We start from the raw sequence: 20,312 nt of genomic DNA, 5'->3' as shown, positions 1-20,312 counted from the left end.
TTTTAAACATGTCATCATTTTTTTTATTGATGACGCTTTGATGACGGTTTTGATGACGGCTTAGCCCCTTATTATTATTGACTAAGAGTATATATAGGCTAGTCCGTCATCAAATCATCAAAGTTTTTACCTAAAAAACTTTTTTTGATGGTGAAATACCTTCCTTTTGTGTCTACAAGTATGATTTCTCCATCACTAAGAATAACAAATTTTTGATAGTTAAAAGAGTTGTTTTTTGACTCAATTTTCCATTCTTTTTTTAATAACGCGCGAAGTTGTGTTAAATCCGTTTTAACTCTTGTTTTTGTAAGCCCATTTAATAAATCCATCAAACTAAAGTGTACTTCTTCTAACTCAAATTTCTCCATAACACTTAAAAGAAGGTGTGCTATTTCTTTTTCCACTCTATTTCTATTATTGTTTACTAGTTTTTTAAGCGCAGGAGTATAAATTTGTTGTGCAGTAAACCACATTCTAGTTTTTCTTTCACTAGCAAATTTTCTATTTTTAATAAAGTGTAGAAAGGCTGGAATCTCATCAATTAACTTATCTAGAAAATTAACATCTTCTTGTTTGATTACAGGAACTTTAATTACCCAAAATCTAATCTCATCAGAATCAATTTTAATGAATGAATTTTCTTTGTTGCTACACATAATAAACTTACCAAAAAAGTCTACTTCAAATCGTTCTTTACCCTTAGCCTCAATCTTATTTTTATTTGATGTGGAGAGATATTTTATTTTTTCCGTTATTTCCTCTTTTTGAAGAAAAGCTTCGTCTAAACCAAGTAATAGTTTGTTTCCCCAATCCAAGTTGAAATTGCTGTTTAAGGAGTGACTATCCAAGTAACTCATATTCTGTCCAAATACTTCTTTTAAATATTTTAAAAATGAACTTTTACCTGTAGAACGTTCTTTACTAACCAAACATAGAACAGGGAGTATTTGTGTTGGAACCTCATATAAAAGCTTAAAATAATCTAACCCAAGTTCAAACTGTGAACCAAAAATGTGATTAAAAAACTTAATAGTATTTTTAACACCGCCTTCTTTTGGTGTATGGTTTAACGGAGAATAGGTATTGTAAAACCCATAAAATTCTTTAGAAAAATCAAAATGATCCGGGAAACATATTTTACCATGATATTTAGGAATATCATCTAAATACTTCCTGCCATGGTCTTGTATAATGGTAGAAACATCCCATTTTATTAAAGCTTCGTTAAATTGATTGTTTATTGTTGGAACTTGTACTATTTTATAATAGGATGTACCAATCCTTAAATATGGTATATCTGACATATTTATTGAGATTATCCGTATATTTGTTCTATACGGTGGTTAATACTGTGTTTTGAAAATATTCTAAAGCATTGAGCGGACACTCTATGCTTTTTTTATTTAGACGCCTTCATAAGTTCTAAGGCTAGTTCAGAATCAACAATAATTTTACGACCATCTTGAATGATTGCTTCATCTATTTTTCCTGATTTCTTAAGTCGGTTTGCAGAAGAAATACTGCAATCAAAAAGTTTTGCAATTCCTCTCATACCATAAACATACTTTTTACCTTTTTCTGGCTCTAAAGTTTTTATAGGCACTTCGCTGTTTAATCTATTCTGTAGGAATATAAACTCTTCCCCTGTCATTTGGAAGAGTGGTTTGTCTCTTAATGTTTCTAAATTCATTTTTTAATAATTTTAATTATACAAATTTGGCTAACTATTTAACCTTGTTTGACAACAAATTTAGAGTCACTATGCTGTGGATAAAGTGTGGAAATATCAAAAAAAAAAGCGCTTTAATAAAGCGCTTTTTTGTGTTACAGGAATTGATATATGGTTTTTATGTGGATTTTGAGTTTAAAAAAACCTTTATGATATTAATGGTACTAATATAGTTTTAAATAAAGTATCAAGTGAGTCCGCAAACTCCTTCTGTTTTTCAGAACGATCTTCCCAGACTACAGCTTTGTATTGGCTATTATAGTATTTTTTTGTTGTATTTATTTCATTTAAAATTCCATCTAACCATTGTTCACTAACTTCTGTATTTAATAAATCATTTTGCATTTTGTAGAAAAGGTAGAATATCATTCGTTTATCCTTAATTTTTAGATAAGATATTGTGTTTTTAAGGTTTAACGTATTGTACAGTTCTATTTCAGTTATTTTTTCAAAAATAATTCCATTGTATTCTTTATGTATGTGGTGAACTACCCCCATATTAAAGAAGCTTTGTTTATGAATTTTTAAATAGTTAGAATCATAAGGTTTGTAACCTTTAAAATTCGCCTCAATAAGATTTTTAATCCATACACTAATATGGTACATATCTTCATGATAATTATTAATTAAGAAACCAACAGTATTATAAAAACTTGTTCTGAAAAACTTTTCTCGATCTGTCAGTTCTATTATTTGATCAAGTCTAGCTTGAACCTCTTGTTCAGTGTAATTGTTTTCTGGTAATTTTTGTTTGTTAAATTCATCAAGTCTTAGTTTTTCTCTAGGGAGTTCTTCAAAAAAATCACTGTATTTTATGTATAGTTTAATGTTTTTTTCAGTTGCAATTTTTAAATCTTTCAGCAGTACTTTTCTTTCTTCTTTATCCGTTTCTGGAGATATTTTTTCAACAATTTCAAATCTTAATAGAATCTGTTCTAAAACATGTCGATAAATATCTTGAGAATCATAATCAAAACTATCACCGTTTGAATTTATTTCTTTTTTCCAATGTAAGTTATTTAGATCATTATAAATACAAGTAAGCATGACTATACTGCCATCTATGTTGTTTACATTTACTGTTTCATTTTCTTCCTCCATGTTTTTCATAACTCATTAAATTTTTCCATTGCATTTTTCTTTGTTTTATCTGCAACATCAATATAGGGTTTCATTGCTTTGTAATCTGAATGTCCTGTCCATTTCATAACAACTTGAACAGGTATCCCTATAGATAATGCGCTACATATAAATGTTCTACGACCAACATGCGTACCTAATAAATCGTATTTTGGTATTGTTTCATCTTTTCTTTTATTTCCAACATAATATGTTATTCTTACGGGCGTATCAATTTCAGCTAATTCTGCTAAATCTTTGATGTAATCATTCATTTTTTGATTAGATATTACAGGTAGTGCCTTGTTATTTTCATAAGGAATATCTTTATATTTTTCAAGGATAGCTCTACTGTGTCTGTTTAATTCTATAATTAAGCTATCAGAAGTTTTTACAGTAGTAACTTCTATATGATCTTTTTTAATATCACTTCTTTTTAGATTATATGCGTCTGAATATCGTAATCCAGTATAGCAAGTGAAGAAGAGAATATCACGAACTCTTTCTAAGTGTTTTTTAGTGCTAGGGATTTCATATTTAAGCAGTTTTGATTTCTCTTCTTCTGTTAGAAATATTACTGTTTTATTAGCGTCTTTAATTTTTGGTCTAAAACTTTGATAAGCATCATTATTATGATGTTTTTTTTCGAAACTCCATCTAAGAAACCATTTTATAAAACCAAGCTGTTTTTTTATGGTGCTATTTCGCATTTTCTTTTCTTTCCTAAGATGGATAAGATAATCTGTAAGTCCACTTTCATCAAAGTCTTCAAATTTAGAATCTGGGTTAAAGCTTGTAATATGTTTTTTTACTGCTTTAAATTTTGTAAGTGTTGCATCGCTCCAATTATTTAAACGACTATTTTCTTTTACAAATAAATCAAATACATCAAAAAGGGAAGTTTCTGATTTTTTTTCAATTTCAACTTTTCCTTTTTCTTTAAGGCTTTTGGCTATTGCCCTAATCTCGTCTTTATTGGGGATATTATCTTGACTTTCACATTCTTGGAAAAAATCTTGAATAGCAACTTTCAATTCTAAAATACGAGAATTAATAGCAGAGGAACTTTGTTCTAATTTATTGTATGCGCCATTTTTAACCTGTTCTTTGTCTTGATTCCATTTTGCAATATCTATACGATACCCTGTTTGGATATCTAGACGAGTGCCTTCGTAATTTACCCTTAAACGTATTGGTACATTTTCAGTAATTAATTGACCTGCTTTTTTTCTCTTTTCGAGTGAGAAAATTAAATTTCGTTTTATTTGAATCATACCTATAAAAAAGTTACACCCAAATTTACACCCAATTTTTAAGAAATCAAATGATATTCTATGATGTTTTAAAAAACTTAAAAAAATAAAACCTTATATTTAAAGGGATTTTGAAGCTTTATGGTTTTTTACGAACAACTAGGTGATAGAGCCTCTTTCTCCGCAGCAAACCTCGTAATCAAAAGATTACGAGGTTTTTCATTTTATAGATATTGTATGAGGTGTTGCTTTTGTTTCTTTTTATTTTAAATGATTAATGTAGAAGGTAGTTTTATTATAAAATATTTTGTTGATAGATAAGAGTATTATTGTTTTAAAAAAATAATAGAAGATGTGTTGGTTATCTCTATTTGATAATTTCACCTTTTGATTAAATTGAACGATTGATTCTGTAGTTTTTTTGATTGAATTAGCGCCTTAAATTTAGCGCATAAAAAAAACCTTATTATTTCTAATAAGGTTTTGAGCGAAAGACCGGGTTCGAACCGGCGACATTCAGCTTGGAAGGCTGACGCTCTACCAACTGAGCTACTTTCGCGTATATTGGTAAGCGGTTGCAAATATACAACCTTTATTAAGTTCTGCAAGTTTTTTTTTAAAAAAATTAATAAAATTTTTTATCATCACGTAATACCTTTAAAAAGTGAAAGCCATAGATATTGTACCCTTCATTATAATAGAATTTGTGAGATTGTGGATTGTTTACATAGGCATTTAATTCTATAGCCTCACAACCTTTCTTTTGAACATGATTGTCTATCCAATTAAAGAATTGTTTTCCAAGTCCTTGACCTCTTACTGTATCATCAATAATTACATGATCGGGCTCTACAGTTTTACCTATATAGTGTCTTGTTGAATACCAAAGGCCAGAAATTCCTACTAGATTATCATCAATATATAAACCTATACATTCATAATTAGGTAATTTTGCTATTTCTACGACTCTTTCTTTGAGTATTTCTAGCGGTGTTTTGGAGTTTAATTTTGTTAAAAGTGGAATTATCGTTAGAATGTTATCTACTTCAATGATTTTTATTTGTGTTTTCATTCTTTAGAATTGTGATTTTTAATATTTAAAAAGCGAATATATAACTGTCTTTTTAAAATTTAGGGATTTTTTTATTTACACAAAAATAAAAGTAAATTCTTTTATTAGAGATTGATGATTATGTATTTTAGCTTATTCAAATTGTTATTCCGTTTTTCTTTTATGATTTTAAAAAACAAAAGAGTAAGGCAATTAATTTTTGCTATCACTTTACTACTATTATTTTTAGCATGTTCTAGGCAAGATGTTATTCGCCCTGATATACAAAAAAAACTAACTAGCATAGATAGCTTAAGTCAAAAAGTACCACAACAAACTCTCTTTAAATTAGATAGCTTACTGCAAAATAATAAAGATTTAACGTCTTTAGAGCAAGCTATGTTTTTATTTAAAAAGGGAGAATTTTTATATCTAAATTTTAAATATAATGAAGCGCTGAATACGCATTTAAAATGTTATGAATTATTTGTTGAATTAAAAGATACTTATAATCAGGGACGATGTTTAATTACATTAAGTGGTGCTTCTCTTCATATGGGAGACATAGAAACATCGCAAATGTATGCACTAAAGGCGCTGCATTTGGCTAAATTAATAGAAGATAAGCGTATTGAGGGTAAAGCGTATAATCAGTTATTTAATCTTCATTTTAAATTAAAAGATTACAACAAAGCATTGTCTTATATAAAAGTAACCGATAGTTTGTTTTCTAAGGGAATTGATACCGCTTCTATCATATCAATAAAAAACAACAAAGCCAGCGTTTATTTACAGCTAAAAGAATACAACAAAGCTTTAAAAAGTTATTCTGAAGCAATGCAGTTAAGTCATGCTACAGGAAACCCTAAAATATTAGCAAGTGTTCTAAATAATATAGGATATACCTACATAGAAGCTGGCGAATACCAAAGTGCTGAAAAATTTCTAAGAGGTGCTGCTACTTTAAACAAAAATATAAAAGATGTAAATGCTTCACCTTACAAAGGTTTGGGAAACCTGTTTTTATTGCGAGCTAAAAACGATTCGGCAGCAATTAATTATAAGAAAGCTTTAAATATTTATGTTTCTAATAATAATGCTAAGGATGAAATAGAGGTAAGAGATAAACTTGTTGCAATAGCAATTATGTCTGGAGATTATGTAAAAGCTTTAGATAACCAAATAATTAGAGATAGTTTACAATTAAATGTGAGTAGATTAGAACAAAATAGACTTTTAAATTTTGCAAATGTTAATTATGAAGTTAAACAAAAGGAAACTGAAATAAATCATCAAAAAGAAATTAATAGTAGAAACCAGTGGCTTTTAATAAGTACCGTATTGTTATTTGTTTTGTTAGCAATAGTAACTGCTTTTTATATATACAATACAAAACTAAGAGCAGCTAATAAAGCATCTAAATTAGAGCAAAGTTTACTACGGATACAAATGAATCCTCATTTTATCTTTAACACCTTGGCAGCGATTCAGAATATCACTTTAGAAGGAAATCCTATAAAATCATCTAATTATATTGCAAAATTTTCTAAGCTGATTCGACAAAATTTCGATTATGTTAGAAAAGATGCTATTTCGTTAGATAAAGAGATTGCCATGATTTCTAATTATATAGAAACACAACAATTACGTTTTAATAATGTTTTTACCTATTCATTAGAAATTAACAACTCTATTGATACTACAAAAATACAAGTGCCACCAATGTTATTGCAACCTTTTTTAGAAAATGCCATAGAATATGGATTAAAAGAGAAGAAAGAAGGAGGGAAGCTTCAATTGAAAATAGAAAAGGAAGGACAAGAATTGTTATTTGTAATTTTAGACAACGGTTTAGGCAGATCATCAAAAGCTAAGCAAGAAGAATTAACGGAAGATTTACACGCTACAGCTATTTTTAAAGAACGTTTAAAAATGCGAAAAAAAGGAGAAGAGAAATCCTTTATTCTTCAAGATTTATTTGATGAAAACAACAAGCCTTCTGGAACAAAAGTATTTTTTAAATTAAAACTATAATGATAAAAGCCGTTATAATAGAAGACGAATTTAATGCTTTAAATACATTAGATAAACTGATAAAATATACTCAGAAAGATATTGAGGTTATTGCAAAAATAGATAATGTTACAGATGCTATTTCGTTTCTAAAAAAGGAACCGATAGATTTAGTTTTTTTAGATATAGAATTAATTGGCGGAAATGCATTTCAGATTTTAGAAGCTTTAGAGAGTATTGCGTTTAAAATAATTTTTACCACTGCGTATGATGAGTTTGCAATAAAAGCAATAAAATTTGATACCATAGATTATTTACTAAAACCGATAGATTCTGAAGAGTTATCAGAATGTATAGATCGCTTTAGAATTGGTTATAAAAAAGAACAAGTTTATAAAAATGCTTTAGACAAGGTTTCTGAAATTAATAAAAAGGAAATTGAGAAAACCTTGTTAATAAAAACTGCGGATGCTCAGTATTTTTTGCAAACAAAAGATATTGTACGTTGCCAATCAGACGGAGCGTATACTGTTTTTCATACAGTTGATAAAAAAATAATGAGTGCTCGTAATTTAAAATACTACGAGAATATTTTAAGTGAACACACCTTTGTACGCGTGCATCAATCTCATTTAGTAAATATAAAATACATAAAAAAGGTGAATGCTAACAATACGGTTCACTTAACAAACCAAGAAATAATACCTGTTGCTACACGTAAAAAATCGTACTTAAAACAGGTTTTAGATAGCTTATAAATGCGAATATAAAACGAAAAAGAGCATATGTAAAACGGTTTTAAAATCATCCTAATCAAGTCTTAGTTTTGAGGTATACAAAGAAATAACCTTTAAATTAAAATATCATGGGATTAAAAGAAAACAGATTTACAAAAACATTTCAAGAAGAACAATTTCCAGAATTAAAAGCACAAATAATAGCAGCTGCAGGTTTTGATGTTCCTTTAAACATTGAATGGAGTACTTTATTTGAAGATCGTTTTTTACACTTATACAACGATTCGTACCCTAAAATATATTTTTTACCACTTGTAGCGGCTTTTAAGTCTATTGCGGCAGATGAAATGGGGAAAGAAGCTTTAGCAGAAAGCTTAAAAGAAATACACATATTAAATACCAAAGACCACCACAATCCTACTAATGCGTATGCATTTTCTAATGGAGTTTTAACTGTAGACCATAGTCCTATTTTAAATGCAGATGATGTTGATAGCAGGACGAAAGTATTGGTTAATTTATTAGAAAATAATTTATAAGCAAAGGGCAAGGCTTTGTGTAATTGGTAAATAATATTGGTATGTATAAATTTATTTTTTATAGTATTTTAATCGGAATTCTATTCTTGCTGGTTGGTTGTGGCGTTTCTAATATGAAAGCAAAAAAAGGGTTTGTAGCCTATTTAAAAGAGCATCATCATAACAAATATGAGATTTTAACTTTTAAAAGAAACTTTAATGCAGCAAACATGAATCCTAATTTGTTTTGGGTAGAATTAGCACTTAAAGAAAACCGTAACATTGTTATAAATTTTGAATGGAATGCAAAAGACAATGCACTTTATGTTCCGTTTCATTATACAGAAGATAGAAGTATAGAGGCCTTAACTCATTATCAAAAACAAGAAATTGTATTAAGAGAAGCGTTGTACCAAGCATTAGATAAGGATGTTTTTAATATGGATGTTAATGTATTTAATCATACCATTAGTATTGGCTTAGAAAGCGAACCAACATTTAAAGAGTTTCAATATTTTTCAGATAAAATTAGTGCCATTTTAGAAGATTATCCAAAGACCTGGACCAGAGAAGCGCATATAGAATTTAAAATTAAAGAAGAAGCAAAAGGTTTTTATGAGTTGATTGTTAAGCCCAATACATTTAATGATAGCAACGAATCTTATAGATACAAACAGCACGCTATTGTTGCTAATAATTACGGGTCTATAAAAGCAGTACATATAAACCATATTGTAGAACAAGAATTTTCTAAACCAAATTCTCCTGTGTATTTGAGTAACATTTGGGTCAATCAAAAAGATTTAAATTCATTTTACATCGCTTTCGAAAAACACGAGCCATTAAAAAGACCCGAAACAAATAAAAATTTAACTGAAGGTGTTGGTATGTATGTCGTAAAAATGAGTTACCCTAATTTAGTGAAGGAAACCTTAACCTATTACGATTACAAAACAACTTCTAGAGACGGAATTTTTCTGTATCTCATAGACCAATTACCAGAAGATTACCAATTTCTTATAGAACACTCATAATATCTAATTTACATCATGGAAAAAATATCATACTATAAAGCGTTTGTAGCCCAAACGCCAGAGGAAATCTTACGATCTGTTTTTAAGAAAGAAGAAGCTGTTTTAATTGCTATTTCTTTAAATAATGGAACGTATCTAGAAGGCATAATTCTAGATTTAAAGGAAGATCATAACCACAATAAATCGGTTTGTATGCTTTCTCAGAATGAAGATGTACTCTTTTTTAATACGCACAGTATTGTGTCTGTTATAGTAAAACAACCTAAAAAAATGGTAGTTGAATTATCTAAAGGTGCTATTAGCAGGCCCATATCATCAGAAAATGAAAATCTAACGGTTTTACAATTAAAACGCTGGTTACAAAGTGAAAAAAGCCTATTAGGAAATCAAATAAAGGAATTTAATGTTGATAAACTTCCGCTAGGAGAATTAAACAATCGATTAAATATTAAAGATGTTTTTACCGCATTAAAAAGTACTGTTGATGAAATTACAAAAGATATTTTAGGTAAAGAAGCATGGCAAGGTATTGATAGAATTGTACTGCAACAAGAAAATAAGTTAGGTGTTGATAATCAATCTGGAGTATTAACAATATCAATTGCAATTGATAAAGCTTTACCAGAAAACTTATTGAATATTTTAGAAGAAAAATTACTTCAAATATTATAAAACAAACAAAAAAATCATTTTAAACAATTAATAAATTATAAAATAAAAATTATGGGACTTAAAGAAAAAAGAATTATTCAAGCATTTCAAAAAGAATTATTTCCGGCATTAGAAACAGAAATTAATACCGCAGCAGGTTTTGCCGTTCCTTTAGATATTTCTTGGAACACTTTAATGGAAGATCGTTTCTCTCACTTGTACAATGATACGTTTCCTAAAATATATTTTTTACCATTAATAGAAGCTTTTAAAGCTATTTGTATAGATGAAATGGGTGTTGAACTTTTAAAAGCTGGATTAAAAAATGTAATTATTATTAATGAAAACGAAGAGCATAATTTAGAACGTGCAATTACATTTGAAGAAGGCGTTTTAAAAATAAATCATAGCCCTGTTATAAATGCCGATGCTGTAGATAGAAAAACAGCTCGTATTATTTCTTTATTAGAAGAAAAGTTAGAAGAATTTGCAGAAGGAACTTCGGATGCAGCATCTACGGAAACAGAAAGTGCTCAAGAAGCATCAGCAGAAACAACAAAAGTAACTATTCAAGAATTGTATAATCAATCGTTTGTAGTTTCTACCGAAAAACAGGAGATTTTTGGAGAAATGGTAGAAGGTTTAGGTTGGAGTTGCGATATGTTAGAAGGTAAATTAACCTACGGAGACGATAAAGTTTTTGACATTCAGGTGATAGGTACTTATTCTGAAAATGAAAAAAGTTGGTTATGGGCTTGGGCAAATACACAAAGTGGTATTCCAGAGAAGTTTTTACAAACAGCTTTAGCAGCAAAAGCAATAGGAGAGGCTTATCAAATTGAAGATTTTGTTACATCTAAAAAAGAATTTAGTTCAGATCCGGGAGTTTATTTTTCTACAATAATTTCTGCAATGGCAAAAGAAAGTTGTTACGTGCCATTAACTTTTAAAGGCTTAACGGTTTATGTTACCATAACATCTGCAGAAGCAGATAGCAAAGCAAGAACGGTGCCTGCTTTAATTTGTTCTCATTTTACAAAGATAGCCGCAAACTATACGTTTCCTCATAAATACAGTTTGTATTTTTATTTAAAAGGAAAAGGGTACGAAGTAGAGTTGCCAGGTAATAATATTGTTGCTAAAAATGGAGATGATCAAATTCTTGGAATTTTCGACTTAAAAGGTCGATTAATGAAAATATCTAATTCAAAATTAACTGTTCAAGCCTAAAATAGTATGTCATATATATCAGAAACACTTTCAGAATTAGAAAAAGAACATCAAGCTGCTTTAAACGCAGCACAAGAAAAAATGTTAACCGATTTAAATGATGCACAAGCATCAGGAAATTTCGAAAAAATACAAGAAGCCAGTGTTGTATTTCAAAATATAACAACAGAATTGGCATCAGAATACACCAAACGTATTGAAGAAATAAATGCTTTAAACCATAAAGCAATTGTAGATACAGCACCAGAAATTTATACGAATAACAGAGCCGATATCGATTTAAATTTATTAGTATATGATGGTGATAGAGATTACGTAATTGCTTTTCAGCAAGACGAGTTGATACAAAAAACGTTAGAAAAGGTAAACAAAAATAGTGGGAAATTTAAGTCTAGAAAACATTTGTTAAAATCTAGTTTAAGGCTTACAAAAACCTTAGCACCAATGCTTCATGAAATTGGTGAGCATTGTAAAAGTACCTTAAAGTTAAAAGCAGATATTGAGTTTTTTGTGTACCAAGGAGATACTTTTAACGCTTCTTGCTATCCGCCAGATGAGAATAAATTATACATTATTTTATCCTCAGGAATCTTAGAACGTTTTTCTAAAGAAGAGTTAACTTTTGTAGTTGGTCATGAAATAGGCCATGTGCTTTTTGAACACTTCGATTATCCGGTAAGACAAATATTAGATACAGGAGAAAATGATTTAGCGCCTATCCATGCCATGAAATTGTATGCTTGGAACAGAAATGCAGAAATTAGTGCAGATAGAGCCGGTTTATTATGTTGCCAAAACTTTGAAGCTGTAGGACGTACTTTCTTTAAATTATCGTCTGGTGTAACCACAGATTCATTAGACTTTCAATTAAATGCTTACATAGAGCAATTTGTAGATTTAGAAGAGGTTTTAAACGATTCTAATTTAGATCCATCAGATTGGTATAGTACTCATCCTTTTAGTCCTTTAAGAATTAAAGCTCTAGAACTTTTTAATAAAAGTGAAACGTATGCCGCTTTTAATACGTCTGTTTCTGGAGAAATTACAGAAGAAGCTATGGAGGTAGAAATTAAACGTATTATGTCTTTAATGGAACCAGAAAACTTAGAAGAAGAAGGAGAACATTCTGAAAAAATACAACGTTTAATGTTTTTAGGAGGTTATTTAATATCTAATGCCGATGGTGTTGTAGACGATTCTGAAATACAAGCACTAAGTAGTATTGTGGCGCCTAAAGTTTTTGCCAATTGTATGATGACTATAAAAGGTCTTACAGAAGATGAAATGATTGAAGAGGTACAACAACTTACTAAAGATTTAGACGTTGTGTTGTCTGTAATGCAAAAGCTAAATATATTAAGAGATTTATCTATTATTTCTTATGCCGATGGAGAAATAGATGATAGTGAAGTAAATGTTTTATACAACTTAGCAAGACTTTTGTATATCAATACAGATTTTATAGATCGTGTTATTGGTGATGCACAAGGAGTCTAATAAAAAGTTTATAAGTGCTGTTTAAGAATTGGGGGATTTTTACTACAGCAATAAGAAGGGTGGTAATTTTAAATTACTGCCTTTTTCTTTTAAAAACCTAAAGCTTCTAAAACTTCTAATTTTGGTAATTCTTTACTTAATATGCTGTCAACAAAAATTCCAGATTTGTAAGTACCATCTCTAAAATAGAGAATACCAAATCCACTCCATATTCCGTTTTTATATTCACCAACATATTTTATTACATTTTTATAATTGTTGTTGCTAAAGGGTTTGTAGTTAGACCATTTTGTAATTCCAAAACCATTTTTAACAGCATCTTGGTAAGTTCCCATAAAACTATAATCAAGACTTTGAGATAACGTCATACCGTTTGGTTTTGTGTTTTTCCAATTGCTAAAAATATAACTATTGTTTTTTGATTTAAATTGAATTCCGTATCCCGTATAGTTTTCATTTTTACCTAAGCCAGCATACCAACCACCATCTTCTAGTTCCCAAGAAACCATTTTGTTTTTAGAAAGGTTATCGTTACTATTTGAAGAACCAAATAACCAATACCAAGTGTTGGTATATCTTTTTAGTTGAGGTTGCTTTTGGTAATAATCTTCTGCTTTTTTCTTTTGAACTTCCGTTTGTGCTACAATACCATTGGTTGTGCTATATATTAAAATTAATAGTAATAATAGATTTTTCATTTTTTGTAAACTGTACTTAAATCGTTTTACTGATGTAGATTGATTCTTTTATCGAAAATAAATCAGCTAGGGTTTTTAATCTTTAAGCAGGTAAAATTACATTATTTATATGATTTCTATTTAATATTGGGTTTAAAAGAAATTTTTATCAAAGGTTAAATGCTTTAATTTTCTATTTTATACAAGTAAGATTAGGTTAAAGTTGGCATAGGATTGTGTTTTAAAAGAAGCAAGTAAAAAGGGTGGCTTTTTATGGTAAATTAAATGTAAAATAGTAAAGGTAAATAGGTTTTTAGTGCTGTAGTTTTAAGAGTAACTATTTAAATTATCTTGTTTTATTTTGCATATCAAAAACAATACAGGACAGGCTAAAATAATTATTCTTATAGTTTTACAAATGAGATTTTCTAATAAAAATCTATTTATAAAAACTAACCCTAAATTTAATTAAAATGAAAACAAAACAAAAAATGATTAATTTAACAAAACAAATATTATTGGTATTGTTCTTTGGTATTGTAGCATCATCTTGCTCAAATGAAGACGAAATGCTTTTAAATAATGACTCATCAGAAGCAGGTATAGAAACTATTAAAGATAAAGAACCTAAGGTCTATGCAAGGGTAAGTTGTAATGAAACATCATTTCCTACTTTAGGCCCAAGTGCGTCTAGTGCACAAACGTGTAATGATGTAACTAGTCCAAAAAATATAGGAACCTTAGATTGTAGAACAAATAGTGGTGGTTACTCTAATTATGGTAATTATGGTAAATATCAAATAACAGGATCTTCTACAAGATACGCAGGCACAAAAACAAGAGTAGAGCGTCATTTTAAGGATATAAATCGTGCAAATAATAGAAACGGAAAACTATCTTATAAGTTTATTATAGACGACTTAAGTGATGAGCAAACCTGTATTGTACAAGCACATGCCGTAGGAACTATTGTTGCAGGACAAAGAACTGGGCAAACTGCAGAAAGTGCTGTTATTTTACTCTATGCAACAAAAACAAGTGACCCTAATAAATTTAATTTATATACTCACGAATCTACAACACCTTACACAACAACTAATAGTGGAGCTAGAACAATTACTTTTTTTAGACAAGTAACTAAAGGTTTAGAGTATGATTTAACATTTAAAACAGGTTATAATTCTGTTGGTAATGCATACACAGCTATAAGAGTTTGGAGAGGGACTAGTTCTAAATATAAAAACCTAAACCATACATATACAACAACTGGTGTTTATGTTAGATATGGTGTTTATGGAGCAAATGATACAGGAGATAGAACTGCAACAGTTAGATTTAAAAATGTTGGTTTTTGTAGAGAAAACTAATTTTTTAAAATAAAGTAAATAAACAATTATTAGTTTTTATAGCATAAAAAGAGGTTATCTCTTTAAGATAACCTCTTTTGTTTTTAATTTAATTTTATAAAGGATAAAAAGTAAAGTTTTTTAATTACAATCTTCTGCATTTTTAAAATCATCTACAGTAAAAGTATAGATTTCAACTGTATTACCTGTAAGGTTAAAAATAAGGTTACTTTCATCAGTTTTTTTTATAATTATAATCTTTATACTTTATATTATATATAACTTTTATTGAATCAGCTTGTCTAGAATCTCTTCCAAAAAAGAAAGCAAAATGGTACCACCATCTTTATATGTTTTGGTTAATTTGTCACCACTTTCTATACTTATAATATAGGACTCTAGATTGTACTTTTATTAAGAGGTTTTAATTTGTTTTTTACGAATGAGAACTTTTATAATATTAAAAAATTTCTTAACTGATTATATAAAATCTTAAAATATTACTTAAAACAAAACACCAAATTCTAAGTATAGCCTGTAAATTGTTAAATTTTTTGTAAAATTCTAAACCCAAAATTATTATTATTTTGTAATTCCTAGAAAAGACATACGACAACATACTTAAATCTTTAAAAAGTATGAAAAAAATACAATTATTAATAATTTTAGCAATCACACTAATATGTTATAACTGCATCGGAGAAGATGTTATTATAGATGAAGTTGAACCAGAATTAAGAATTTTAAGCACAACGCAAAGTATTAGCATATCACAAACCGCTAATTTAGAAGCTACTTATTTTAATAATGTAGGTCAACCAGAAAGTACAAATATTATCTGGTCTAGTAATAACGAAGCTGTACTAAGTGTAAATAGTGTTGGTTTAATAACAGCTTTATCTGAAGGAACAGCAGTTATAAAGGCTCAGGTAATTAAAGAAGGTCAACTACCTACTGAAGACACTATAAGTATTACTGTTACAGAAAAACCAGAAGTGCCTAATACTAACACTAACACTCCAGAAGTAAACACTATAAGAACAACAAGTAGTTACAATTTACAGGGGTCTTTTACTGTTTCTGAAATTGAAAATACAGATAATATTTTAATAGATATACAAAGTGATTACGAAGCAACTACAGCACTTCCTGGTTTATATGTCTATTTAACAAATAATCCAAACTCTATAAATGGCGCTTTAGAAATTGGAAAAGTTACCGTTTTTAAAGGTGAACATAGTTATACTATAAATAATCAAGGTATAAACAATTATAAATATTTACTTTATTGGTGTAAACCATTTGGAGTTAAAGTAGGCGATGGAAAATTTAATAATTAAATTTATTTAAAAATGATTTTAAAAAGAAACATATTAATAGTTATAGCAATTATTTCATTTTCTAATTCTGTTTTTTCTCAATGGACACACGAAAAAAACAAAGGATTTTATAAACTATCTGCATGGTATTTAGAGGCTGATAAGCACTATACAGACACAGGAGAAACAGATCCTAACACAACAAGAGGTTTATTTAATATAAATTTATACGGAGAATATGGTATTTCAAACAAGTTTGATGTTATTGCCTATATCCCTTTCTTTTCTAGAACTTTTGAAAACAGTGTTGTTTCAGGAACTACAGGAGAAGTTATTGAAAAAGGTGAAGGTTTTAATAGTGTGGGAGATATAGAATTTGGAGTAAAATACGGTATTCTTAATATTAAAAATTATGCTTGGTCTACAACATTAAGTTTTGGGTTACCTACAGGGAACAACCAAGGAGGTAGCGATGGTAGTTTTCAAACAGGTGATGGGGAATTCAATCAAAACTTAAGAACAGATTTCGGAATATCTTATCACCTCGGGAAATTACCCGTTTATTCTAAAGCTTATTTAGGGTTTAACAATAGAACCAAAGGCTTTTCTGATGAATTTAGAACAGGTTTAGAATTTGGAGCTAATATTATAAAAGATAAATTATGGCTTATAGGGAAAGGTGATGTTTTAAACTCATTAAAAAACGGAAGCTTAGATAGCCAGAATTCACAAGGTAGTATTTTTGCAAATAATATTGAATTTGTAAGCTTAGGTGCAGAAATAAATTACTATGTTACACCAAAAATTGGTTTTTCTTTAAATTATTCATCAGCTATAAGCGGACGTATTATATACGCTAGCCCATCTATTTCTGGAGGTATATTTTTAGATATAAAATAAATATGACGATCTAAATAGCGTTGTATAATTAATAAATTAAGGTAGTGATTTTTTATCATTGCCTTTTTTTCTTTTAATTATTTTTTGTCTGTATATGATTAGTAGTATTTATGTAAATGGTTTTAGCAGTAGTTTTTTATACTTTTAATTCTATCTTGTTTATCCAAATTCATATTCTGTATTTGTTTTTTCAAAGTTTTTAAATATAATTTATCATTAACATAGACTTTTACTTTTTTTTTATGTTTATCATTTTTGGTGAAATTATAATATTAAAAGATGCTATAGAAGATGTTTAATTTTAAATATTTTACTCGATTTTTTAGACGTAAAAGCATTTTATCAACATTTAGCGCTATTAAACTATATTTTAATTCTTTATATATTTTAATTCTTTATATATTTTAAAGTTTATGTTTTTATGCTAAGGTTTTTGTTACCTGCAGACTTTTATTTTCTTTTCAAATTTTTGTATTTAATTTCCTAACTTGATTTAAGTATAATTTATATTCCGCAATAACAATTATTCCAATTATTAATAATTCAAGGATGAAATATACCCATCCTAGTTCAGTAATTTTTTCAGAATACTTAATTAACAGTCCAAGGGAAATTAACGAATAGATAATATTACTAATTATTAATATTCTTAAATAAGGTATGCAATTTAACTTAATAAACTTGTTACAGCTTATCGAGTAAATAAACAAGCAAAAGGCAATTCCAGATAATAGATATAATGTCTTTTTAGGCATTCCAAAATACGGTTCCAATTGTGCTAAGATTCCAAATAATGAAATTGCAGTTAGTAAAGCTCCGAAAGCGTCAATCAGAAAAAATCGTTTTGGATTAGTTTTAAGTTCATTCAGAAAGTTTTGTTTCCAATTAGACATATTTAATATTTGCTATAACGTGTATTATACTGATATATGTTGACCTTTTTTTAGGTTTATTTAGACGTTCAAAAGATTTTTTTTAGCCGTTTAGAAGGCAAAAAAATAATTTGAACTAGGTTTGTTTTTAAATTGTAAGTTCCGTCAAATTTACATTATTTTTTCGATACGATTTGTATTTGATGTTTGGATTTAAATGTACTTCTGCTGGTTTTCTTAAGTCTAGGCTAAAATGTGTTCTTAAATTATTGTAAATATCTACAGCTTGTTCAGCTAATTTTTGAGCAATATGAGTGTTTTTAAGACAGTTTCTAAGTCCGTATTCATATTTCAAAGTTCTATTGATTCTCTCTGCAATAGCGTTTTCATATGGGTCATATTGCTCTGTCATACTCATTGTTATTCCATTATTTTCAGCAAACTGGGTATATTCAGGGCAACAGTATTGCATACCTCTATCAGAATGATGAATCAATTTTTTAGATGGATATTTTCTGTTTTTTAAAGCCATCTTTAAAGCGTCCTTACAGAGTGATACCCTCATATGGTCATCTAATTTATATCCCATAATTTTCTTAGAGTATGCATCGGTTACAATTGCTAAATAGTTGTGTCCTTTTTCTGTTTTAATGTATGTAATATCGCTTACCCAAAGTTGTTCGGGTCTAGTAGGTATTTTGTTTTGAATGAGGTTTTTATGTTTTTTAAATAGATTATTAGAGTTTGTGGTAGTTATGTAGTTTTTGAGTTTAGGTACGAGTAAATTATGCAGTCTTAATACATCAAAAAACTTATCTCTACCGATTTTAATATCTAGTTCTATCAACTGATTTTTAAGTTCTTTATAGAGTTTTTTACCTCCAGTTCTGGAGCTTACTTTTTTACGATACTCTTTGACCATCGTAATTATTTTAGTGTCGTTTATCGCTTTACTTTGTTTTACTTTTTCTCTTTTGTAAAAGGCTTGTTTACTAATCCCAAAACATTGATAGAGCCATTTTCTTTTAAAATGTTTTTCTTCTTTAGTTCTATCTCTTTTGCTAATGTTTTGGGTAGCGACTTTTTTGACAAATCGACTCAAGTAATGATTTCCATATCGGCAATAATATCTTGCTGAAAGTCCTTTACAAACTCTAGTTCTTCAATACGTTCCTTTAGTTTTTTTATTTCGTCTAGTTTACTCATACCTTTATTTTGTTGAGCTAAGGTACTATATTTTCTAATCCAATATGAAATAGTAGTTCTAGGAATATCGTATTTTATGGAAGCAAAGTTTGTAGAAATCTGGCCATTTTGAATTTGGTCAACGACAGATAATTTGAGTTCTAAAGTTACTTTTTCGTAGCTTTTTTTTCGCCAGTGTTCTTTTTGTGTTTTCATAAGTGACTATAATTAAATGTTTAATTTTTAGTCAACCTATTTCAGGACGCTTCAATTTTCATATTGTGCCCAACGTTGTTGTGTAAGATTAGTTGCGTGTTTTAAGCACTAAAGTTAGTAAATAAAACACAGATAGAAAGTCCGCGAGGACTTTCGTAAATTAGCTAAAACTAGTAATTAATTTTACACGGTGTTGGCAACTGGCTTTATTTTATTTCATTTATTTTTTCGGGATCTTGCCTTGTGTCAAACACATTTGCGATTTCAATGCGGTTGAAATCATAATTTATCCAATATACTATTTTGTAATTTCTAAAAACGAGGTATCTAAACTCTTGTTTTCTGTGCTTTAGGCTAATTTCAATTTGTCCAATTTCTGGTTGTTTCTCAATTCCTATTGTTGAGTCAACAATTCCATTAACTAATTTTTCGGCAACTTTTTTGTTCGCTTTTATTAAATAATAACCGTAAATATCTTCAAGTTTATTTTCAGCAAGTTCTAACCAATAAACTTCTAGCTCCATTTTTGGATTTTAGCTTTTAAATCTGTTGCTTTTATCATTCGACCATTTTTAGAATCCTCCATTGCTTGGTCAATTTCAGCATCATATTGCTCCATTGTCATTGGTTTGAAATTGTTTTCAATCAATTCAGCTTTTCTTTTTCGCAATAATTTTTCAAGCCCACTAACAATTTCTACGTTTTGCAGTCTTAAAAATTCTTGAACAAACGTTATTTTTCTTGCTTCTAAATCCATTGTTATTGTTTTTTATCAAAGATACAAAATTTTCAATTTAATTCTTACTTTTCTTGATTTAACGGATTTTTTACAGCTTGTTGCCAACGTATTTCTTTAGTTTGTATTAAATATCTTTATGTAGTAACAGAGGAGAACTATAACGTGTTTTAGATTTGAAGGTCCCTTACACGTACGAGTCCTCTGTTTCTATAAAGTTGCAAAGAAC

The 20,312-nt window shown here is 28.7% G+C and carries 20 protein-coding genes and 1 tRNA gene; 10 read left to right on the top strand and 11 right to left on the bottom strand.

Annotated features, from left to right (window positions below; all coding sequences use genetic code 11):
• Positions 1-98: 98 nt before the first annotated feature.
• The 6 genes from WG951_RS06530 to WG951_RS06505 all read right to left on the bottom strand — a co-directional run bounded on the left by WG951_RS06530 (position 99) and on the right by WG951_RS06505 (position 5,173).
• The gene (locus tag WG951_RS06530) at positions 99-1,304 is read right to left on the bottom strand and encodes a primase-helicase family protein (RefSeq protein ID WP_105050539.1); all 1,206 of its coding nucleotides are present in this window, start codon (positions 1,302-1,304) and stop codon (positions 99-101) included.
• Between the two features lie 95 nt (positions 1,305-1,399).
• Positions 1,400-1,690, bottom strand: a complete 291-nt coding sequence (locus WG951_RS06525) for a DUF3853 family protein (protein WP_092852178.1) — start codon at positions 1,688-1,690, stop codon at positions 1,400-1,402.
• Positions 1,691-1,876: 186 nt separating this feature from the next.
• Entirely contained in the window at positions 1,877-2,839 is a 963-nt protein-coding gene (locus WG951_RS06520) for a hypothetical protein (protein WP_105050541.1), read from the bottom strand.
• A complete protein-coding gene (locus tag WG951_RS06515) occupies positions 2,836-4,119 on the bottom strand; it encodes a site-specific integrase (protein ID WP_092852466.1) in 1,284 nt (427 codons plus the stop codon). Before WG951_RS06515 ends, WG951_RS06520 begins: the two co-directional genes overlap by 4 nt.
• A 468-nt stretch (positions 4,120-4,587) precedes the next feature.
• A tRNA-Gly gene (locus WG951_RS06510) sits at positions 4,588-4,660 on the bottom strand.
• Positions 4,661-4,726: 66 nt separating this feature from the next.
• Positions 4,727-5,173 (bottom strand): GNAT family N-acetyltransferase, encoded by a 447-nt coding sequence (locus WG951_RS06505; protein WP_105050542.1) that lies wholly within the window; start codon positions 5,171-5,173, stop codon positions 4,727-4,729.
• A 162-nt stretch (positions 5,174-5,335) separates the two neighbouring features.
• Between WG951_RS06505 and WG951_RS06500 the strand changes: the two genes are divergently transcribed.
• From WG951_RS06500 to WG951_RS06470, 7 genes are all read left to right on the top strand, one after another.
• Positions 5,336-7,186 (top strand): tetratricopeptide repeat-containing sensor histidine kinase, encoded by a 1,851-nt coding sequence (locus WG951_RS06500; protein ID WP_105050543.1) that lies wholly within the window; start codon positions 5,336-5,338, stop codon positions 7,184-7,186.
• On the top strand, positions 7,186-7,923 hold the full coding sequence (locus tag WG951_RS06495) for a LytR/AlgR family response regulator transcription factor (RefSeq protein ID WP_105050544.1): 738 nt from the start codon (positions 7,186-7,188) through the stop codon (positions 7,921-7,923). Before WG951_RS06500 ends, WG951_RS06495 begins: the two co-directional genes overlap by 1 nt.
• Before the next feature lie 107 nt (positions 7,924-8,030).
• The gene (locus tag WG951_RS06490; RefSeq protein ID WP_105050545.1) at positions 8,031-8,441 is read left to right on the top strand and encodes a hypothetical protein; all 411 of its coding nucleotides are present in this window, start codon (positions 8,031-8,033) and stop codon (positions 8,439-8,441) included.
• 41 nt (positions 8,442-8,482) lie between these two features.
• Positions 8,483-9,454 (top strand): hypothetical protein, encoded by a 972-nt coding sequence (locus WG951_RS06485; protein WP_146105315.1) that lies wholly within the window; start codon positions 8,483-8,485, stop codon positions 9,452-9,454.
• A 15-nt stretch (positions 9,455-9,469) separates the two neighbouring features.
• The gene (locus WG951_RS06480; protein WP_105050547.1) at positions 9,470-10,126 is read left to right on the top strand and encodes a hypothetical protein; all 657 of its coding nucleotides are present in this window, start codon (positions 9,470-9,472) and stop codon (positions 10,124-10,126) included.
• A 51-nt stretch (positions 10,127-10,177) separates the two neighbouring features.
• Positions 10,178-11,335 carry a DUF6882 domain-containing protein gene (locus WG951_RS06475; protein ID WP_211296756.1) on the top strand — a complete coding sequence of 386 codons (1,158 nt, stop codon included), beginning with the start codon at positions 10,178-10,180 and terminating at the stop codon, positions 11,333-11,335.
• 6 nt (positions 11,336-11,341) lie between these two features.
• Positions 11,342-12,832, top strand: coding sequence for a M48 family metallopeptidase (locus WG951_RS06470; protein ID WP_105050548.1), 1,491 nt, complete (start codon positions 11,342-11,344; stop codon positions 12,830-12,832).
• Positions 12,833-12,921: 89 nt separating this feature from the next.
• Here the strand turns inward: WG951_RS06470 and WG951_RS06465 are convergent, their stop codons facing one another.
• Positions 12,922-13,530, bottom strand: a complete 609-nt coding sequence (locus tag WG951_RS06465) for a hypothetical protein (RefSeq protein WP_105050549.1) — start codon at positions 13,528-13,530, stop codon at positions 12,922-12,924.
• 452 nt (positions 13,531-13,982) lie between these two features.
• Between WG951_RS06465 and WG951_RS06460 the strand changes: the two genes are divergently transcribed.
• The 3 genes from WG951_RS06460 (at position 13,983) to WG951_RS06450 (ending at position 17,074) form a co-directional block, all read left to right on the top strand.
• Positions 13,983-14,876: a hypothetical protein gene (locus tag WG951_RS06460; protein WP_105050550.1), complete on the top strand. Its 894-nt coding sequence runs from the start codon at positions 13,983-13,985 to the stop codon at positions 14,874-14,876.
• 617 nt (positions 14,877-15,493) lie between these two features.
• Positions 15,494-16,195, top strand: coding sequence for a hypothetical protein (locus WG951_RS06455; RefSeq protein WP_105050551.1), 702 nt, complete (start codon positions 15,494-15,496; stop codon positions 16,193-16,195).
• A 12-nt stretch (positions 16,196-16,207) separates the two neighbouring features.
• Positions 16,208-17,074 carry a hypothetical protein gene (locus WG951_RS06450; RefSeq protein WP_105050552.1) on the top strand — a complete coding sequence of 289 codons (867 nt, stop codon included), beginning with the start codon at positions 16,208-16,210 and terminating at the stop codon, positions 17,072-17,074.
• Between the two features lie 1,020 nt (positions 17,075-18,094).
• Here WG951_RS06450 and WG951_RS06445 read toward each other — a convergent pair.
• The 4 genes from WG951_RS06445 to WG951_RS06430 all read right to left on the bottom strand — a co-directional run bounded on the left by WG951_RS06445 (position 18,095) and on the right by WG951_RS06430 (position 20,104).
• Positions 18,095-19,048 carry an IS3 family transposase gene (locus tag WG951_RS06445; RefSeq protein ID WP_105050554.1) on the bottom strand — a complete coding sequence of 318 codons (954 nt, stop codon included), beginning with the start codon at positions 19,046-19,048 and terminating at the stop codon, positions 18,095-18,097.
• On the bottom strand, positions 19,045-19,347 hold the full coding sequence (locus tag WG951_RS06440; protein ID WP_105050555.1) for a helix-turn-helix domain-containing protein: 303 nt from the start codon (positions 19,345-19,347) through the stop codon (positions 19,045-19,047). The genes WG951_RS06445 and WG951_RS06440 overlap by 4 nt, the downstream gene beginning before the upstream one ends.
• Before the next feature lie 206 nt (positions 19,348-19,553).
• The gene (locus WG951_RS06435; RefSeq protein WP_105050556.1) at positions 19,554-19,871 is read right to left on the bottom strand and encodes a type II toxin-antitoxin system RelE/ParE family toxin; all 318 of its coding nucleotides are present in this window, start codon (positions 19,869-19,871) and stop codon (positions 19,554-19,556) included.
• Positions 19,862-20,104, bottom strand: coding sequence for a hypothetical protein (locus tag WG951_RS06430; RefSeq protein ID WP_105050557.1), 243 nt, complete (start codon positions 20,102-20,104; stop codon positions 19,862-19,864). Before WG951_RS06430 ends, WG951_RS06435 begins: the two co-directional genes overlap by 10 nt.
• Positions 20,105-20,312 lie beyond the last annotated feature (208 nt).

Source organism: Polaribacter butkevichii, from assembly GCF_038024105.1.
GTDB lineage: Bacteria > Bacteroidota > Bacteroidia > Flavobacteriales > Flavobacteriaceae > Polaribacter > Polaribacter butkevichii.
Note: the sequence above shows the minus strand (reverse complement) of the source record. Positions and strands in the feature narration are given on the sequence as shown.

Excerpts from the sequence above, each read along its gene's own strand:
- WG951_RS06465 (WP_105050549.1), bottom strand. The coding sequence starts at position 13,530 with ATGAAAAATCTATTATTACTATTAATTTTAATATATAGCACAACCAAT.
- WG951_RS06500 (WP_105050543.1), top strand. The coding sequence starts at position 5,336 with ATGATTTTAAAAAACAAAAGAGTAAGGCAATTAATTTTTGCTATCACT.
- WG951_RS06430 (WP_105050557.1), bottom strand. The coding sequence starts at position 20,104 with ATGGATTTAGAAGCAAGAAAAATAACGTTTGTTCAAGAATTTTTAAGA.
- WG951_RS06530 (WP_105050539.1), bottom strand. The coding sequence starts at position 1,304 with ATGTCAGATATACCATATTTAAGGATTGGTACATCCTATTATAAAATA.
- WG951_RS06440 (WP_105050555.1), bottom strand. The coding sequence starts at position 19,347 with ATGAAAACACAAAAAGAACACTGGCGAAAAAAAAGCTACGAAAAAGTA.
- WG951_RS06470 (WP_105050548.1), top strand. The coding sequence starts at position 11,342 with ATGTCATATATATCAGAAACACTTTCAGAATTAGAAAAAGAACATCAA.
- WG951_RS06460 (WP_105050550.1), top strand. The coding sequence starts at position 13,983 with ATGAAAACAAAACAAAAAATGATTAATTTAACAAAACAAATATTATTG.
- WG951_RS06475 (WP_211296756.1), top strand. The coding sequence starts at position 10,178 with ATGGGACTTAAAGAAAAAAGAATTATTCAAGCATTTCAAAAAGAATTA.
- WG951_RS06485 (WP_146105315.1), top strand. The coding sequence starts at position 8,483 with ATGTATAAATTTATTTTTTATAGTATTTTAATCGGAATTCTATTCTTG.
- WG951_RS06435 (WP_105050556.1), bottom strand. The coding sequence starts at position 19,871 with ATGGAGCTAGAAGTTTATTGGTTAGAACTTGCTGAAAATAAACTTGAA.
- WG951_RS06495 (WP_105050544.1), top strand. The coding sequence starts at position 7,186 with ATGATAAAAGCCGTTATAATAGAAGACGAATTTAATGCTTTAAATACA.
- WG951_RS06490 (WP_105050545.1), top strand. The coding sequence starts at position 8,031 with ATGGGATTAAAAGAAAACAGATTTACAAAAACATTTCAAGAAGAACAA.
- WG951_RS06480 (WP_105050547.1), top strand. The coding sequence starts at position 9,470 with ATGGAAAAAATATCATACTATAAAGCGTTTGTAGCCCAAACGCCAGAG.
- WG951_RS06505 (WP_105050542.1), bottom strand. The coding sequence starts at position 5,173 with ATGAAAACACAAATAAAAATCATTGAAGTAGATAACATTCTAACGATA.
- WG951_RS06450 (WP_105050552.1), top strand. The coding sequence starts at position 16,208 with ATGATTTTAAAAAGAAACATATTAATAGTTATAGCAATTATTTCATTT.
- WG951_RS06455 (WP_105050551.1), top strand. The coding sequence starts at position 15,494 with ATGAAAAAAATACAATTATTAATAATTTTAGCAATCACACTAATATGT.
- WG951_RS06520 (WP_105050541.1), bottom strand. The coding sequence starts at position 2,839 with ATGAAAAACATGGAGGAAGAAAATGAAACAGTAAATGTAAACAACATA.
- WG951_RS06525 (WP_092852178.1), bottom strand. The coding sequence starts at position 1,690 with ATGAATTTAGAAACATTAAGAGACAAACCACTCTTCCAAATGACAGGG.